Source organism: Rhizobium esperanzae (genome assembly GCF_002204185.1).
Lineage (GTDB): Bacteria > Pseudomonadota > Alphaproteobacteria > Rhizobiales > Rhizobiaceae > Rhizobium > Rhizobium esperanzae.
Map to the genome: position 1 here is coordinate 401,153 of NZ_MXPU01000002.1, position 17,252 is coordinate 418,404.

Below are 17,252 nucleotides of genomic sequence, written 5' to 3' on the forward strand. Positions count from 1 at the left end.
GAACTTATGATTCGCTCTGGCCTATTCCAGCCCTTGCGCACCAATCGCGCAAGGGGGCAAGCGCCTCGTGCTCGAGCGCGACCTGGAGATAGGCGAGCGTGCGCGGCATATGTCTGAGGTAACCGGGCTTGCCGTCCCGCTGCAACAGCCGCACCCACAGACCTGCAAGCTTGCAATTGCGTTGCGCCGACATGATCGCCCAGGCCTTCAAGAAGTCCGCTTCGTCGAAGCCGCCCTGCGCGCGGCGGAGGGTGAGATAATCATCCATCAGCTGCCGGAAGAGCTCCGGCTCGATCGTCACCCGTGCGTCCTGGACGATCGAGGCCAGGTCATAGGCCGTGGGGCCGATCATGGCGTCCTGGAAGTCAATGAGACCTATCCGTTTGATGCCTGGTTCCTGGCCCCGCCAGATAATATTGGGCGAGTGGAAATCGCGCAGCAGTAGGTTTTTCTCGGCCGTGCCGAGCTCATCGATCAGCGCATCCCAGATTGCCAGATATTCCTGACGCTCGGCATCGGAAGGTGCGGTGCCGCGCTTCCAGGCGATGTGCCAGTCGAGCACAAGCTGCACTTCCATCTTCATCGCCATGCGATCGAAGTCCGGAATGTGGTGGGTGTGCGCGGCGGAAACCGGAATATCCCGCGGAAATGGCATGGAATGAAGATGGGCAAGGCAAGCGACGCTTTGCCGGTAACGCTCGGCGATCGGCCGTCCGTCGTCATCGAGCACGCCTTCCGTGCCGAGATCCTCGATCAAGAGAATCCCTTGCTCGTAATCGACCTTATAAATCTCCGGCGCCGCAAAACCCCGTTCGCGCAGCGTATCGGCAATTGCGACGAAGGGATAGGCGTTCTGTGCAAGATGCGCGACCTTGGGATAGGGCTTGCCGTCATGGACCGGCGGCCCTTCGGGATGCGGCCGCCAGTCCATCAGGATGTCGCGACGCTCGGTATTCTCGCGATAGATCGCCTCGTAGGCGCGCAGCGAGGCATCGCCGGTCAGGAACCGGCGCTTGGCATCGGCATAACCAGCCTCGTTGAGGAAATCGCGGATGGCGAGGACCCGACGGATGCGAGAAGCCTGCGCGCCGGCGGCGCTGATCGTCGCCCGGCGACCGTCGCCTTCATGCGTCAGCGTCAAGGTGATGCGTTCTGTAGGCAATTCGCTCGCGGCCATCTCCGGCCATTCGACGAGGCATATGCCGTTCTGCAGGGCCTCGTCGAAGCCGAGCTCTGTCAATTCGCCGGGGTCGCCGAGCCGATAGAGATCGAAGTGCGAAACGGGAATACGCAGGTCGTAGGATTGCACCAGTGTGAAGGTGGGGCTCGGGACTTCGAGCCCATCGTCATCGGCAATGGCACGCAGGATCGCACGAGCGAGCGAGGATTTGCCGGCGCCGAGATCGCCCGACAGGGCAAGACAATCGCCGGCCTTCAAGGCCAAGGCCAGGTCTTCGCCGAGGCGAATGGTGGCCGCTTCGTCCTTCAGGAACAGCGAGATGGTATCGTCGGTCGTCATTCGGCGGCGGCGGAATGCGGGATGTTGACCGAGGGGATACGGCAGACGACCGTCGTGCCCTTGCCCGGCTCGCTGTCGATCGCCACGTCGCCATGATGCAGACTGACGAAGCTGTCGACGATCGAGAGGCCGAGGCCGGCGCCACCGCGTTTGCCGCTTTTAGCCCCCGTCGCGAACCGGTCGAAGACGGTCGCGATCATGTCCGGCGAGATGCCGGGGCCGTGATCCCTCACGGCGAACACGAAATCCGTGCCTTCGCGATGGCATTCGAGCGCGATCGAGGTGCCCTCCGGCGAGAAATTCGCCGCATTGGCAAGAAGCTTCAGCAGGATCTGCTTCAGCCGCTGCGGATCGGCGACGATCGAGCCGAGATAGGCGGGGGCGGTGATTTCGAGGGCAACGCCGCTTTCGTGCAGCCGGTCGGCGATCTGCATCGAGACGTCGTCGAGCAGATCGTTGAGATCAATCTCGGCATAGTTGAGCCGCATGATGCCGGCATCGACCGTCGCAAGGTCGAGGATATCGTTGACGAGCGTCAGCAGAACCGAGGAGGATGTGGAAATGTGGTCGATATATTCGGCCTGCCGTTCATTCAGCGGCCCAACCCCCTGCGTGCGCAGCAGATCGGTAAAGCCGATGATATTGGTCAGCGGTGAGCGAAGTTCATAGGAAACATGCTGAACGAAGTCGTTTTTCAATTCGTCGGCTTTACGCAACGCCTCGTTCTTCTCGGTCAACGCCCGCTCGGCCCGCACGCTGTCCGTCATGTTGACGAAGGTCAGCATGGTCTGCGCGTTCGGCAGCGGGATGACGGCGTAATCGAGCACAAGGCCGGAGAAGAGTTCCAGCGTTCCCTGGCTCGAGCGGCGTTCGTCATCGAAGCTGGTGATCAGTTCCGCGAAGGTCTTCCAGCCGTCCGGCCGGTCATAGGAGGGTGCGCAGGCTTCGCCCAGCGCCCGGATATGAGTGCCGGGCTTGGCTTCGATTTCGGTAATGCCCCAGAGCGCCCGGAAGGCCGGATTTGACAGGCGAATGCGACCATCGGGTCCGAACACCGCCACGCCTTCGGAAAGATGATCGATCGTTTCGCCCTGTACCTTGACCAGCGTGTTGTAGCGCGTTTCCAGATCGACCTGCTCGGTCAGATTTTCGAATACCCAGGTGGCGCCGCCCTGCGGATGGGCGGTGGCGAAGACGCGCAGCGTCTGGCCGTTCGGCAGGTGCCAGAGATCCGATTGCGTGTCGAGCGCGCGATAGACGGAAAGGGCGGCATCCTTCCAGCTTTTCCAGTTGAGCTGGTCCGGCAGCTTCTTGGCCGCGCGCAGGCGTTCGAGCAGCTCGCTATTATCAGGCCGGCCTTCGAGGAAGGCAATATCCAGCTCCCACAGCGCAACGAAGGCCTGGTTGTAGAATTGCAGCCGGCGCTCGCCGTCGAAGATGGCGACGGGTGTGGCGAGATGGTCGAGCGTTTCGGCATGGCTCTTCAGCGTCCGTTCCAGCTCGGCGCGCACCGCCTCTATGTCGGATACGTCGACCGCAATGCCGGCCGAGCCGCCGGGGACCTTGACGTCGACGACATCGAAGAATGTCCGATTGCCGCGCACAACCGTCGAGATCGTGTCGTGGAAAGGCGATTCCGGCGTCGTCACCGCGCGAATGCGTTCGCGCGCCACGGTCGTCAGCATCTCGCGGCCTTCGTTGATCGCCTGCTGCGGCGAGCGTGCCTCGACCGCGTCGCCATAAGCCTGGTTGACCCAGGTGAGCCGGCCCGCCGGGTCGCGCTGCCAGGCCGGCATGTCGATCGCGTCGAGCATGGTCTGGAAGGCCGAGATCGAGGTCATCAGCCGGTCGCGCTCGATCCTGAGTTCGGCAAGCTCGGCGCGCAGATTGTTGAGCGCCACGAAGCGGACGAAGGCGCGTCCGCCGGAAACCCGGCCCTGCGCCTCGAGAATTTCGTCGCGGATGGTCTCGACCACCATGTCGAAACTCTGCGCCCCGTCACGTAGCCGGTCGATCGCCTTTTCCAGTTCCGAGGCCGAGCGTGATTTCAGCCAGAGGCCGAAGGCCAGGAATTCGCCGTCCTGCGGCGCGCCGGTCTCCGCCGGAAGCTGGCCGAGCAATTCAGGACGGGCATTGCCGTCCCAGATGACGATCCGCCGGTTCTTGTCGGCGATCAGCGCCTGATATTGCGAAATGCGCTGCTGGGCATCGGAAAGCGCCGAGCGAATTTCCCGGCTCTCATTTTCCAGATTGCCGCGCTGGCGCACGAGCCACAGCGTGGAAAGCAGCGCCGCCGAGATGACGCCGATGACGACGGAGACGCCGATGACCTGCGAGGAAGTGAAAAGGTGAGCCGAGGCCGCCGCCTGCTGCTCTGTCTGTGCCAGTACCGGCCGTGCCAGCGCGGCAAGCGCCGTGCCGGCTGCGCAGGTTTTCAGGAAGCGCGCCAATGATCCATGCTCTTGCTTTGCGGCCTCGTGTGCCGTTGCAGATTTATAGTCTTGGCCTGCCGAAAGCGGGCGGCGACCGGCGCGAGCGCCGTCATCCGCCTGACCGGGCAGGCTGTTTTTCACTTCCGACATCCGCGGTATGTCTCCGTCCTTCAATGTGCCGCATTACGACAAGACATCCCATTTTCGGAGCGATCGGACGGGGTCCGGCGTCCCGAATCAAGTCTTAAAACAATACTTCGGAAGGGAATCGGCGGGAAGGGAGCGGCCAAAAAATAAGCCGCGGCATTTGTCAATGCCGCGGCTTCTACATGTTGTGGATATTGATGACCCAATCAATATCTGTAGTGGTCGGACTTGAACGGGCCCTGCGGCTTTACGCCGATATAGGCTGCCTGCTCTTCGCTGAGCTGGGTAAGCTTTACGCCGAGCTTGTCGAGATGCAGCCGCGCGACCTTCTCATCGAGGTGCTTCGGCAGGATATACACCTTGTTCTCGTACTGGCCGGGCTTGGTGAAGAGCTCGATCTGCGCCAGCGTCTGGTTGGTGAAGGACGCCGACATCACGAAGGAGGGATGGCCCGTCGCATTGCCGAGGTTGAGCAGGCGACCTTCGGAAAGAAGGATGATGCGGTTGCCCTTGGGGAATTCGATCAGGTCGACCTGCGGCTTGACGTTCGTCCACTTGAGGTTACGAAGTGCTGCAACTTCGATTTCGTTGTCGAAATGGCCGATATTGCCGACGATCGCCATGTCCTTCATCTGCCGCATGTGGTCGATGCGGATGACGTCCTTGTTGCCGGTCGTGGTGATGAAGATATCGGCCGACGAAACGACGTCTTCGAGCAGCACGACTTCATAGCCGTCCATGGCGGCCTGCAGAGCGCAGATCGGATCGGCTTCGGTAACCTTGACGCGGGCGCCGGCGCCGGAGAGCGAGGCAGCGGAACCCTTGCCCACGTCGCCGTAACCGCAGACGACGGCGACCTTGCCGGCCATCATCACGTCGGTGCCGCGGCGGATGCCGTCGACCAGCGATTCCTTGCAGCCATACTTGTTGTCGAACTTCGACTTGGTGACGGAATCGTTGACGTTGATCGCCGGGAAGGGCAGCAGGCCCTTCTGGCTCAGCTGGTAGAGGCGGTTGACGCCGGTCGTGGTTTCCTCGGTGACGCCCTTGATAGCGTCGCGCTGCTTGGTGAACCAGCCCGGGGAAGCGGCTAGGCGCTTCTTGATCTGGGCGAAGAGGATTTCCTCTTCTTCGGAATGCGGGTTGGAGAGCACGTCCTCGCCGGCTTCGGCGCGGGCGCCGAGCAGGATGTACATGGTGGCGTCGCCGCCATCATCGAGGATCATGTTGGAAAGGCCGCCATCGGCCCACTGGAAGATCTTGTCGGTATAGACCCAGTAATCCTCGAGCGACTCGCCCTTGATGGCGAAAACCGGAACGCCGGCCGCGGCGATCGCCGCAGCGGCATGATCCTGCGTCGAGAAGATGTTGCACGAGGCCCAGCGGACTTCGGCGCCGAGCGCCACCAGGGTTTCGATCAGCACGGCCGTCTGGATGGTCATGTGCAGCGAACCGGTGATGCGTGCGCCCTTCAGCGGCTTTGCGTCGCCGAATTCGGCGCGGCAGGACATCAGCCCCGGCATTTCGGTTTCGGCGATGGTGATTTCCTTGCGGCCGAAGTCCGCAAGCCCGATATCGGCGACGACATAATCTTTTTCAGTGCTCATAGAGGTCTCCAGGCTGAAAAACGTCTCAAAAATTGGCGCAGGCGCAAGCAAGCGCACAGCATGTCCGCCGTTTAGCAGGCTTCGCCTGGGATGGCAATAAGGATATAAAGAAGTCTTTATATGTTTATATGAACTCGGCCGAGCTCACATTTCCTCGCCGAACTTGTTCTGGATCAGCTGATCCAGGGCCTCCAGGGCTTCCTGAGCCTGGCTGCCGCTTGCCGAGACGACGACGCTGGAGCCAGGGCTTGCGGCAAGCATCATGAGGCCCATGATCGAGGTGCCGCCGACCGTCATTCCATCCTTGGAAACGGTGATGGCTGCATCGAAATTCTCGACCATCTGCACAAATTTAGCGGAAGCGCGAGCGTGAAGGCCGCGCTTGTTGATGATAAGGAGTTCCCGGGAAAGCGATGTCATGAAGCGCCGTTATTTTCCGCTGAGCACGCGGCTCGCGACATTGATATATTTCCGCCCGGCTTCGGAAGCCTCCACCAGCGCCTTCTCCATGTTGTTCTCGCCGCGTACGCCGGCGAGCTTGATCAGCATCGGCAGGTTCATGCCGGCAATGACTTCGGTGTGGCCGCTGCTCATGACCGAGATGGCGAGGTTGGACGGCGTGCCGCCGAACATGTCGGTGAGGATGACAACGCCATGGCCGTCATCGGCGCCGGAAACGGCTTGCAGAATGTCCTGCCGTCTCTGGTCCATATCGTCTTCGGGGCCAATACAGACCGTCTCGATGAATTTCTGAGGACCGACGACGTGCTCGACAGCATGACGAAACTCTTCAGCCAGCTTGCCATGAGTGACAAGCACAAGTCCGATCATGATATTACTGCTCCCATATACGCAAACGGTGGCCCCAATATCGCAATGCAGCAATTACGTCCACCGGTGGGGGCACATCTTGGCCATGAAAAGCCGAAGTGCAAGATAAAAATGCAAATATATAAGGCAGATTGATCAATCCGGATGGCCTCAATCTCCGATATCAGGGGCTTTTGCCATCAGGATCGCAAGCGGTGAAGACACGCCTGTGAGCAACCGCAATGCGGGAAGTGAAACACCGGCGGCAAGGCTGACGATCTCACCCTCTGGAGGCACGCGGTTTTCGCCGGAAGCGCTGCCCGGAAGCACGGCATAATGCATGGCCGCCTGAGGGACGTGGTCCTGCCGAACGATGCCGGTGCCGCGAAGTTCGATGAGCCCGGCGATCGACGGCGGACAGGTGGCGATCACCGTGCCGGTCTCTGCCGACAGGAGCACCTGATCATCGGCGACCAGCGCCGTGAACAGCCCGAGGCGGCGCGCCTCGGTCATGCAGGTGAAAGCCAGCATCGATTTCCCCCAGCCCGAGGGACCGCTGAACAGCAGCCCCGTTCTGCCGACGACGATCGCCGTGGCATGGATGTTGGCAGCCGCCGTCATGCGGCTGGATCGAGGGGCAGGGCGAGAATAAAGCGCGCGCCGAGCACCTGCCCGCTGTCGACATCGGTAATGTTCTCTGCTCTGAGCGATCCGCCATGCGCCTCGGCGATCTGGCGGCTGATCGATAGCCCGAGCCCGGAATTCTGGCCGAAGCCTTCCGATTCCGGCCGGTCCGTATAAAAGCGCTCGAAGATGCGGTCGATATTTTCCGCCTGGATGCCGGGGCCGTTGTCTTCGATCGTGGTGACACAGCGCGACCGTGTCCGCATCAGCCGCACGGTAATCCTGCCGTCCTTTTCGGGGACGAAGGAGCGGGCGTTCTCGATCAGATTGGTGACGATCTGGCCGATGCGCAGGTCGTGACCGTTGACGACGAAGCGCGTTTTGATGTTCGGCTTGCGTTCGACGACATAGTCGATCTGCACTTGCTTTTTGCTGCCCCTGATCTGGCGCGACACGTCGATCAGGTCGCGCAGCAGCACCTCCATGTCGATGGAGGCGGCGTCGACGCGTGCGAGTTCGGCATCGAGCCGCGAGGCGTCGGAAATGTCGCTGATCAGGCGATCGAGACGGCGGACATCGTGTTGGATGACGTCAAGCAGCCGTTTCTTGGAATCCTCCGACCTCGCGAGCGGCAGTGTTTCGACGGCGCTGCGCAGCGAGGTCAGCGGGTTCTTCAGCTCGTGGCTGACATCGGCGGCAAAGCTCTCGATCGCTTCGATGCGATCATAGAGCGCCGTCGTCATCTCGCGCAAGGCGATGGAAAGATTGCCGATTTCATCCTGGCGGGCGGAGAAGTCGGGGATCTGCTCACGTGTCTTGGCGCCGCGGCGCACGCGGATGGCGGCGGCCGAAAGACGGCGCAGCGGATTGGCGATGGTCGATGAGAGCACCAGCGACAGCAGTACGTTGACGAGCGTCGCCACGCCGAAGACGCGCATGATGGCCAGTCGTTCGGCATGGACGATATTGTCGATGTCGCCCGCCTGCGTCGACAACAGCAGCACGCCGAGCACGGCGCGGAAGCGCTGGATCGGCACGGCGACGGAAACGATGAGTTCGCCTTTTTCGGTGGTGCGCACGACTGCGCCGCGCACGCCGGTCAGCGCGTTCATCACCTCGGGATAGATCGAGCCGTCGCCGCCCGGTGCTTCCTTGTAGAGCGGCAGATTGCCGGGCTGCAGCGCCTTGTTGAACAGGGTCGCGAACCAATCGCTCCAGGTCTGCTTCTCCTCTTCGACCGGCGGCAGGTCGAAGCGCAGCACCTGGCCGCGCGAATAGAGGTGGCGCGAATCGAGCAGCAGATTGGCGTCGGCATCGAAGATGCGCGCGCGTGTGCGTGTCGGCGAGATCAGTCGGCGCAGGACCGGCGCGACCTTTTCCGGATCGATCGGAAATTCAAGATCCTCGTCGTTCGGCACCGGTGTGATGCTCTGGCCGGCCTGCAGCTCGAGCAGCTTCTGCGGATCGATGGTGATCGAGTTGGTATCGACCGATGCGGAGGCCGAAACAGCGCCGGCGATGATCTCGCCCTGGGTCAACAGGCTTTCGGCGCGGGCGTCGATCAATCCCTCGCGAAACTGGTTGAGATAGAGAATGCCGCCGACGAGCACGAGCAGCGCGACCAGATTGAAGAAGACGATGCGCCGCGTCAGGCTCGAAAAGACGGCATTGCCGAAGATGCGGCGAATCAGCGTGAAGGGATGCGACCAACGGCGGCCTCGCACGCGACGGGTGCTCACGCCCTCCGCATCATCCAAATCCCTTTCCTGCACCAATTGTGCCAATGACAGGCCCTTTCGAAGGGCGGGGCCGGATAACCGGCCCGCAACCCTCAATTATGTCTCGCGCTGCGCCGTCGAGGCTCAGGCTGCTTCGCGGAAGCGGTATCCCACTCCGTAGAGCGTTTCAATCATATCAAAATCGGTATCGACCATCTTGAATTTCTTGCGCAGCCGTTTGATGTGGCTGTCGATCGTCCGGTCGTCGACATAAACCTGTTCGTCATAGGCGGCGTCCATCAGCGCGTCGCGGCTTTTGACGACGCCCGGACGCTGCGCCAGCGAATGCAGGATCAGGAACTCGGTCACCGTCAGCGTCACTGCCTCGCCCTTCCAGGTGCAGGTATGGCGCTCCTGGTCCATGACCAGCTGTCCGCGCTCCAGCGAGCGGGCCTGCTGCACCGCCCCGGCTTTCGGCGCACCGCCGGGGCTCGTGCCGCTGGCGGCCGCAGCTTCGCGGCTCGAGGCGCGGCGCAGGACGGCGCGCACGCGCTCCACCAGCAGGCGCTGCGAGAAAGGTTTGGTGATGAAATCGTCGGCGCCCATCTTCAGGCCGAACAGCTCGTCGATCTCCTCATCCTTGGAGGTGAGGAAGATGACGGGAATGTCGGACTTCTGCCGCAGGCGGCGCAGCAGCTCCATGCCGTCCATGCGCGGCATCTTGATATCGAAGATCGCCAGCTGCGGCGGTCGCGCCAGAAGGCCATCGAGCGCCGAGGCACCGTCCGTATAGGTCTCGACCTTATATCCTTCGGCCTCCAGTGCGATCGACACCGAGGTGAGGATGTTGCGGTCGTCGTCAACGAGCGCGATTGTAGCCATGGTGTTGGTCTCCGTCATCAGTGCGCAATCTCCCGGATTTTGGTCGTCCCCAGGCGGTCTCAATGACCGGATGCGCTTATGGAGGATAAAGGTGGAACAAATTGTGGCAAAGATAAAGGGGAAGATTGTTGTAAAATTCCCCGGCACCCAAAAGTTGTGTGTCGAAATGTTTCAACGTGGCTCTTCAAACGATTTAAAAAGAATGAAACAAATTTAAATCGATTAATTATTTGATATTACTATATTTTCTCGATTTTTGTCTCTTGTCTTTTAAAATTTCTCCCCGTATTTTTCCGCTTAGTTTTAACGGCAGCGAGCCTGAGCAAAGGGAACTAGCCATGGAAAAGTTCGGAGTTCATAACCCGGCAACGGAGCTTGCAACGGTTGGATTGGGCGGCGCAGCCAGCGTTCGCTACAACTTTTCCGCCGCAGCGCTCTACGAGGAAGCGATCCGCCGGGGTGAAGCCGAACTGACCGCTCAGGGGGCGCTTCGGGCCCTCACCGGTCAGCACACGGGCCGCTCGCCGCGCGACAAATTCATCGTGCGCGACGCCAATACCGATGGGCAGATCTGGTGGGATAACAACAAGCCGCTCTCGCCGGAGCATTTTGCCCTGCTGCGCGACGACATGCTGGCGCATGCAGCCGGCAAGGATCTGTTCGCCCAGGATCTTGTCGGCGGTGCCGAGGAAGGCCATGCCCTGCCGACCCGCGTCATCACAGAATTCGCCTGGCATTCGCTGTTCATCCGCAATCTGCTGATCCGCCCCGAGGCGGCGGCGCTGCCGACCTTCGTGCCGAAGCTGACGATCATCGATCTGCCGAGCTTCAAGGCCGATCCGGCCCGCCACGGCTGTCGCTCGGAAACGGTGATCGCCTGCGATCTCACCAACGGACTCGTTCTCATCGGCGGCACCTCCTATGCAGGCGAAATGAAGAAGTCGGTCTTCACCGTGCTCAACTACCTCTTGCCGGCCAAGGGTGTCATGCCGATGCACTGCTCGGCCAATGTCGGTCCGGACGGTGACGCGGCGGTCTTCTTCGGTCTTTCCGGCACCGGCAAAACGACGCTTTCGGCCGATCCGGCGCGCACGCTGATCGGTGACGACGAACATGGCTGGAGCGAAAACGGCATCTTCAACTTCGAAGGCGGCTGCTACGCCAAGACCATCCGCCTTTCGGCCGAGGCCGAGCCGGAAATCTACGCAACGACGCAGCGCTTCGGCACCGTGCTCGAAAACGTCGTCCTCAACGAACGTCGCGAGCCTGACTTCGATGACGGTTCGCTGACGGAAAACACCCGTTGCGCCTACCCGATGCATTTCATCCCGAACGCTTCGGAAACCGGCCGCGCCGGACATCCGAAGACGATCATCATGCTGACCGCCGATGCCTTCGGCGTCATGCCGCCGATCGCGCGCCTGACGCCCGATCAGGCGATGTATCACTTCCTCTCCGGCTACACCGCCAAGGTGGCCGGCACCGAAAAGGGTGTCGTCGAGCCGGAAGCGACCTTCTCCACCTGCTTCGGTGCGCCCTTCATGCCACGTCACCCGGCCGAATACGGCAACCTGCTCAAGGAGCTGATCAGCCGCCACGGCGTCGAGTGCTGGCTCGTTAACACCGGCTGGACCGGCGGCGCCTACGGCACCGGCAAGCGCATGCCGATCAAGGCAACGCGCGCCCTTCTCGCGGCCGCCCTCAGCGGCAAACTCGGCCAGCTCGAATTCCGCACGGATACGAATTTCGGCTTTGCCGTGCCGGTTTCCGTCGATGGCGTCGACGTCGGCATTCTCGATCCGCGCTCGACCTGGGCTGATAAGGCAGCCTACGACGCGCAGGCCGAAAAGCTGGTCTCGATGTTCATCGCCAACTTCGCCAAGTTCGAGAATCACGTCGATGGCGGCGTCCGCGATGCGGCCCCGGGCGTAAAGGCCGCCGCCGAATAAAAAGCGCAAGCAATTCCAGCAAAAGTGTGCAGCTGTTTTGCCAGGCAAAGCGCGAAGCGCTTTTGCCGGGATTGCGCTAAACAGAATCTCTGATTCACGTGAAACCCGGCATCGCAGGATAGCCGGGTTTTTCTCGTTGATGGCCGATGTTTTCAATTGCCGGCCGATATGAGATAGAACGCCGCATGGCCAGCGACGCGCTCTACATCGATGACAGGATCACCATCGCGGGATGGGAGCTGACGGAACAGTTCGTTCTGGCGGGCGGTCCCGGTGGGCAGAACGTCAACAAGGTTTCGACCGCGGTCCAACTGTTCTTCAACATTGCGAATTCGCCTTCCCTCAATGATCGCGTCAAGGCCAACGCGATCAAGCTCGCCGGCCGGCGTATGTCGAAGGACGGCGTGCTGATGATTGAGGCGAGCCGCTTTCGCAGCCAGGACCGCAACCGCGAGGATGCGCGCGAGCGGCTGAAGGAATTGATTCTGGAGGCCGCCAAGCCGCCGCCGCCGCCGCGCAAGAAGACCAAGCCGACCAAAGGTTCGGTCGAGCGTCGTCTGAAGGAGAAATCCGGCCGCTCGGAAGTCAAGAAAATGCGCGGCCGCCCCGGCGGCGGTGAATGACATGTCCGAGCTCCTGAGCGGCATCCGGTATCTGCCGGGATATCTCGAGCGGGCGCGCCAGGAGGAATTGGTCGAGCTGATCCGTGCCGTCGTCGCCGAGGCGCCGCTCTATGTGCCCGCCATGCCCGGCACCGGCAAGCCGATGTCGGTCAGGATGACCAATTGCGGGCCGCTCGGCTGGGTAACGGACAAGGAGCGGGGCTATCGTTATCAACCGACGCATCCGGCGACCGACAGACCCTGGCCTGAGATGCCGAAGCTTTTGCTCGATATCTGGAATGATGTTTCCGGCTATGGGAAGCCGCCAGAGGCCTGCCTCGTCAATTTCTATTCGGACGACGCCCGCATGGGCTTGCATCAGGATAAGGACGAGCAGGATTTGCAGGCGCCGGTCGTCTCGATCTCGCTCGGCAACAGCTGCCTCTTCCGGGTCGGCGGCCTCAATCGCAATGATCGCACGCTATCCTTCAGGCTTGCGAGCGGCGATCTGGTCGTGCTGGGCGGCGAGGGGAGGCTTTGTTATCATGGCGTCGACCGCATTTACCCCGCGACATCGACGCTGTTGAAGAACGGCGGCCGCATCAATCTGACGCTACGCCGTGTTCGTCCGTGAAAATTGATCGCCTGCTATAGTTTTCTGAGCGCGACCTGTTCGATCAGATGATCCTTGCCCTTTTTCAGGATGAGATCGGCGCGCGGCCGCGTCGGCAGGATGTTCTGCCGCAGGTTCTTCAGGTTGATGTTCGTCCAGAGATCTTCGGCGATTTCAAGCGCTTCCGCATCGGTGATCGAGGCGTAGCGATGGAAATAGGAGTTGGGATCGCGGAAGGCGGTTTCCCGCAGCCGCATGAAGCGCGTCACATACCAGTTGTGGATCTCATCTTCCGCGGCATCGATATAGATCGAGAAGTCGAAGAAGTCGGACACCATCGGCACGATCTTGCCGTCGGCCGGCAGGTCGCGCGATTGCAGCACGTTGATGCCTTCGAAGATCAGAATGTCGGGACGGTCGACGATCTTGTATTCGTCCGGCAGCACGTCATAGACGAGATGCGAATAACACGGCGCCTTCACATCGGGCCGCCCGGCCTTGATTGCCGAGAGGAATCGCAGGATTGCGCCGGTATCGTAGCTTTCCGGGAACCCCTTGCGCTGCATCAGCTTTTCCCGCTGCAGCACCGCGTTCGGGTGGAGGAAGCCATCCGTCGTTATGAGATCGACCTTCGGGCTGGAAGGCCAGCGGCCCAGGAGCTCCTTCAGGATACGGGCTGTGGTCGATTTTCCCACAGCGACCGAGCCGGCGATGCCGATGACGAAAGGCGTTTTTGTCACATCCGACATGCTGAGGAAGCGGTTGCGCTGGTCGAACAGCATCTGCGAGGATTCGACATGCGACGAGAGCAGGCGCGACAGCGACAGATAGATGCGCCGGACCTCGTCGAGATCGATCGGGTCGCCCATCGAGCGTAGCCGCTTGACCTCGTCGCCGGTCAGCGTCAGCGGCGTGTCGGCGCGGAATTTCGCCCATTGCTCGGAAGAGAAGAAATGGTAGGGCGAATAGGATTCAGACTGGAAGTGATCCAATATCTCCGGCACCCCGATAATCTCAGTCGCGATACTCATGAACTCTGCCGGCTGGCCTTTTCCTTGAGACCGGACTGCGCGGTTCTGCGCTCGAGTTCGGCCATGACATTCTCTAACGGTATTTTAGCAATCTTCAATACGACCAATAGGTGATAGAGCAGGTCGGCCGCTTCATAGGTCAGATTGTCGCGATCGCCGGTCACCGCCGCCATCACCGCTTCGATTGCCTCTTCGCCGAGCTTCTTCGCCGCTTTGGGCTGGCCGGCGGCCACGAGCTTGGCTGTCCAGGACTGCTCCGGTGAGGCTTTCGATCGCTCTTCGACGATGCGTTCGAGGTCGGAAAGGGAAAATCCGCTCATTGTTCGTTCTCAGAATTCAGTCGAGACGCATGTCGATGCCGCACTTCGACATATAGTGTTTTGCCTCGCCGACGGTATAGGTGCCGAAGTGGAAGATCGATGCGGCGAGCACTGCATTGGCATGGCCTTCCTTCACCCCGGCCACGAGATCGTCGAGGTCGCCGACACCGCCGGACGCAATGACCGGCACACGCACTGCATCGGCGATCGTCCGCGTCAGCTCCAGGTCGTAGCCGACCTTGGTGCCATCGCGGTCCATGGAGGTGACCAGCAGTTCGCCGGCCCCACGCGCCACCATCTTCTGCGCGAATTCGACGGCATCGATGCCGGTCGCGTTGCGGCCGCCATGCGTATAGATTTCCCAGGCGCTGAGATTGTCGCCGCCGACCGCTTGGCGACGCCTGCGCTTGGCGTCGATCGAGACCACGATGCACTGGTCGCCGAACTTGTCGGCCGCCTCGGCGACGAAGTCGGGATTGCTGACAGCGGCCGAGTTGATCGACACCTTGTCGGCGCCGCACAGCAAGAGCTTGCGGATGTCGGCGATGGTTCTGACCCCGCCTCCGACCGTCAGCGGCATGAAGCATTGATCGGCTGTGCGCGACACGACATCGAAAATCGTCTCGCGATTGTCCGAGGAAGCAGTGATGTCGAGGAAGCAGAGCTCGTCGGCGCCGGCCGCGTCATAGGCCTTCGCCGCTTCGACCGGATCGCCGGCATCGACGAGATTGAGAAAATTGACGCCCTTGACGACGCGGCCGTCCTTGACGTCGAGGCAGGGAATGACACGGGCCTTGAGGGTCATTACGCAGTCTCCTTGGCCCTGTTGGCCTTGATCAGCGCCAGCGCTTCCTTGGGGTCGATGCGGCCGTCGTAAAGCGCCCGGCCTGAAATCGCCCCTTCCAGCTTCTGCGCATCGGGCTGCAGCATGCGCTTGATATCTGCGATGGAGGCCAGGCCGCCCGAAGCGGTAACGGGAATGGACACGGTATCGGCGAGTTCCAGCGTCGAGCTCCAGTTGATGCCGGTCAGGATGCCGTCGCGGTCGATATCGGTGTAGATGATCGCGGCAACGCCAGCGCCCTCGAATTTCCTGGCAAGCTCGATGATGCCGAGTTCGGAAGCTTCAGCCCAACCCTCGACCGCCACCTTGCCGCCCTTGGCATCGATGCCGACGGCGACGCGGCCGGGAAACTTCCGGCAGGCCTCGATGACCAGCTCGGGATTTCTGACGGCGACGGTGCCGAGGATGACCCGCCGCAACCCCCGCGACAGCCAGGCTTCGATGTGGTCGAGCGTGCGGATGCCGCCGCCGAGCTGCACCGGATTTTTCGTCGCCTTCAGGATCGCCTCGACGGCATCGCCATTGGCCGAATGTCCCGCGAAGGCGCCGTCGAGGTCGACCACGTGCAGCCATTCGAATCCCTGGTCTTCGAAGGACTTCGCCTGGGCGGCGGGATCGGTGTTGTAAACCGTCGCCTGTTGCATGTCGCCGAGCTTGAGGCGAACGCATTGGCCGCCCTTCAGATCGATCGCGGGAAAAAGGATCATGTCGTCTTACGTCCGTAGAGTGATCGCTGCCATCAGCGCATTCCACGCATCTACGATATCCGAGCGGAAAAAGACAGCGGCAATGGCGGCCGCGCTCAAAAGCAGCAGAAGCAGAAGGATGACGATGAAGCCGGCACGCACCTGGCGCCAGAAGCCGAGGCGCTTCTTCACCGATGTCTCGATCTCGCGCACCCGCCGCAACGCGTCGCTGTTGACGGCGGCGAGCCGGATATCGGGCTCCATCGCCTCCACATAGGTCTCGGCATAGCTCGAAAGAATCTGCGAGGCGCGATCGCGCAGCGTATTGCGCAGGTCGGTAGAGAGATAGTTGCTGGAAACGGCGGCAAGCTCGGCCTCATTGGGTGAACGGCCGGCATTCCGCTTGCGATAGCTGACGACGAAATCGCGCTTTTGCCGCTCGTAAAGGGCATAGGCAAGCAGGCCGATCAGATCGTCTTCGCCTTCGATATAGAATTCCAGCACGGCTTCGGTGATATCATTTGCGTTGATCCCATTGGCGCGCAGCTGCGAATTCTCGTTGCCGGCAAGGAATTCGTGGATCATCGGTCCAGCCTTTCTTTCAATGCCTTGGCCGCATTGGAAAGCGCTCTTTTATGGAGGGCTTCGTCGACACGGCGAATGATCGTCCCGTCGGGAAGCCGGATGTCCGAGAAGGGAGGCAGACCCTCCTTGGAGGGCCGCAGCATATAGAACACCTTGCCTGATTTCCGCCAAGCCGGCATCGAGTGCACTCCTGTTCCGCCCTTTCCATAAAGAGGAAATAAGGCGGAGGTATTACGGATTCCAGCGCAGGAAATTGGCGATCAGGGCGAGGCCGAGCTTCTGGCTCTTTTCCGGGTGAAACTGGGCGCCTACCATGTTGTCGCGCCCGACGAGGGCGGTCATCGACCCGCCATAATCGACGGTCGCAATGACATCCTCGGGGTTTTGGGCGGCAAGATGATAGGAATGCACGAAATAGGCGTGCAGTCCCTGCGGTCCGGTGGGAATACCGTCGAACAGCGGATGTTCGCGCTTCAGGTCGAGTGTGTTCCAGCCGATCTGCGGAATCTTCAAGGCGGGATCGCCAGGTGTCATCTCGATGACGTCGCCTGGGATCCAGCCGAAGCCGTGCGTCACGGTTTTCTCCAGACCGCGCGACGACATGAGCTGCATGCCGACGCAGATGCCGAGGAAAGGCCGCGCCTTGTTCCCGACAGCCTCGATCAGCATGTCGCTCATGCCGGGCACGGCGTCCAGTCCGCGCCGGCAATCGGCGTATGCGCCGACGCCGGGCAGCACGATACGATCGGCCGCAGCAACGTCCTCCGCCTTATCGGTGAGATCGATTTGGGCATCGATGCCCGCCTCGCGCGCGGCGCGTTCGAAAGCCTTGGTCGCCGAACGAAGGTTGCCGGAACCGTAGTCGATAATCGCGACGCGCATC

General features: G+C 61.3%; 18 protein-coding genes. 3 read left to right on the plus strand and 15 right to left on the minus strand.

Translation table 11 applies throughout. The features are described from left to right. Positions 1-4: 4 nt before the first annotated feature. From tsaE to B5E41_RS04225, 8 genes are all read right to left on the minus strand, one after another. Complete coding sequence (gene tsaE, locus B5E41_RS04190; RefSeq protein WP_088391281.1) at positions 5-1,519, minus strand: tRNA (adenosine(37)-N6)-threonylcarbamoyltransferase complex ATPase subunit type 1 TsaE; 1,515 nt, start codon at positions 1,517-1,519, stop codon at positions 5-7. Further along, positions 1,516-4,101 (minus strand): PAS domain-containing sensor histidine kinase, encoded by a 2,586-nt coding sequence (locus B5E41_RS04195; RefSeq protein WP_088391283.1) that lies wholly within the window; start codon positions 4,099-4,101, stop codon positions 1,516-1,518. Before B5E41_RS04195 ends, tsaE begins: the two co-directional genes overlap by 4 nt. A 203-nt stretch (positions 4,102-4,304) precedes the next feature. Next, positions 4,305-5,705 carry an adenosylhomocysteinase gene (gene ahcY, locus B5E41_RS04200; protein ID WP_088391285.1) on the minus strand — a complete coding sequence of 467 codons (1,401 nt, stop codon included), beginning with the start codon at positions 5,703-5,705 and terminating at the stop codon, positions 4,305-4,307. A gap of 144 nt (positions 5,706-5,849) precedes the next feature. After that, positions 5,850-6,125: an HPr family phosphocarrier protein gene (locus B5E41_RS04205; RefSeq protein ID WP_011423436.1), complete on the minus strand. Its 276-nt coding sequence runs from the start codon at positions 6,123-6,125 to the stop codon at positions 5,850-5,852. A 9-nt stretch (positions 6,126-6,134) separates the two neighbouring features. After that, positions 6,135-6,536, minus strand: coding sequence for a PTS sugar transporter subunit IIA (locus tag B5E41_RS04210; RefSeq protein ID WP_011423437.1), 402 nt, complete (start codon positions 6,534-6,536; stop codon positions 6,135-6,137). Positions 6,537-6,686: 150 nt separating this feature from the next. Next, a complete protein-coding gene (locus B5E41_RS04215; RefSeq protein WP_088391287.1) occupies positions 6,687-7,136 on the minus strand; it encodes an HPr kinase/phosphorylase in 450 nt (149 codons plus the stop codon). Then, positions 7,133-8,923: a sensor histidine kinase gene (locus tag B5E41_RS04220; protein ID WP_088391289.1), complete on the minus strand. Its 1,791-nt coding sequence runs from the start codon at positions 8,921-8,923 to the stop codon at positions 7,133-7,135. Before B5E41_RS04220 ends, B5E41_RS04215 begins: the two co-directional genes overlap by 4 nt. 78 nt (positions 8,924-9,001) lie before the next feature. Beyond that, positions 9,002-9,739 carry a response regulator transcription factor gene (locus tag B5E41_RS04225; protein WP_210191816.1) on the minus strand — a complete coding sequence of 246 codons (738 nt, stop codon included), beginning with the start codon at positions 9,737-9,739 and terminating at the stop codon, positions 9,002-9,004. Between the two features lie 338 nt (positions 9,740-10,077). Between B5E41_RS04225 and B5E41_RS04230 the strand changes: the two genes are divergently transcribed. The 3 genes from B5E41_RS04230 (at position 10,078) to B5E41_RS04240 (ending at position 12,924) form a co-directional block, all read left to right on the plus strand. After that, entirely contained in the window at positions 10,078-11,688 is a 1,611-nt protein-coding gene (locus tag B5E41_RS04230; RefSeq protein WP_088391293.1) for a phosphoenolpyruvate carboxykinase, read from the plus strand. A gap of 185 nt (positions 11,689-11,873) precedes the next feature. Next, positions 11,874-12,311 (plus strand): alternative ribosome rescue aminoacyl-tRNA hydrolase ArfB, encoded by a 438-nt coding sequence (arfB, locus tag B5E41_RS04235; protein ID WP_064805811.1) that lies wholly within the window; start codon positions 11,874-11,876, stop codon positions 12,309-12,311. A gap of 1 nt (position 12,312) precedes the next feature. Beyond that, positions 12,313-12,924: an alpha-ketoglutarate-dependent dioxygenase AlkB family protein gene (locus B5E41_RS04240; protein WP_088391295.1), complete on the plus strand. Its 612-nt coding sequence runs from the start codon at positions 12,313-12,315 to the stop codon at positions 12,922-12,924. A 14-nt stretch (positions 12,925-12,938) separates the two neighbouring features. On the opposite strand, the gene coaA is transcribed toward B5E41_RS04240, so the two are convergent. From coaA to hisH, 7 genes are read right to left on the minus strand one after another with little or no spacing between them, the layout of a single operon-like run. Then, positions 12,939-13,934 (minus strand): type I pantothenate kinase, encoded by a 996-nt coding sequence (gene coaA, locus B5E41_RS04245; protein ID WP_011423444.1) that lies wholly within the window; start codon positions 13,932-13,934, stop codon positions 12,939-12,941. Continuing rightward, positions 13,931-14,254: a phosphoribosyl-ATP diphosphatase gene (locus B5E41_RS04250; RefSeq protein WP_088391297.1), complete on the minus strand. Its 324-nt coding sequence runs from the start codon at positions 14,252-14,254 to the stop codon at positions 13,931-13,933. Before B5E41_RS04250 ends, coaA begins: the two co-directional genes overlap by 4 nt. Before the next feature lie 16 nt (positions 14,255-14,270). After that, on the minus strand, positions 14,271-15,059 hold the full coding sequence (gene hisF, locus B5E41_RS04255; RefSeq protein WP_088391299.1) for an imidazole glycerol phosphate synthase subunit HisF: 789 nt from the start codon (positions 15,057-15,059) through the stop codon (positions 14,271-14,273). After that, positions 15,059-15,805, minus strand: a complete 747-nt coding sequence (gene hisA, locus B5E41_RS04260) for a 1-(5-phosphoribosyl)-5-[(5-phosphoribosylamino)methylideneamino]imidazole-4-carboxamide isomerase (RefSeq protein WP_088391301.1) — start codon at positions 15,803-15,805, stop codon at positions 15,059-15,061. Before hisA ends, hisF begins: the two co-directional genes overlap by 1 nt. A gap of 6 nt (positions 15,806-15,811) precedes the next feature. After that, positions 15,812-16,369 (minus strand): hypothetical protein, encoded by a 558-nt coding sequence (locus B5E41_RS04265; protein ID WP_088391303.1) that lies wholly within the window; start codon positions 16,367-16,369, stop codon positions 15,812-15,814. Next, complete coding sequence (locus tag B5E41_RS04270; RefSeq protein WP_088391305.1) at positions 16,366-16,548, minus strand: hypothetical protein; 183 nt, start codon at positions 16,546-16,548, stop codon at positions 16,366-16,368. The genes B5E41_RS04265 and B5E41_RS04270 overlap by 4 nt, the downstream gene beginning before the upstream one ends. A 52-nt stretch (positions 16,549-16,600) precedes the next feature. Continuing rightward, a complete protein-coding gene (gene hisH / locus B5E41_RS04275) occupies positions 16,601-17,251 on the minus strand; it encodes an imidazole glycerol phosphate synthase subunit HisH (RefSeq protein WP_088391307.1) in 651 nt (216 codons plus the stop codon). Between the last annotated feature and the right edge of the window lies 1 nt (position 17,252).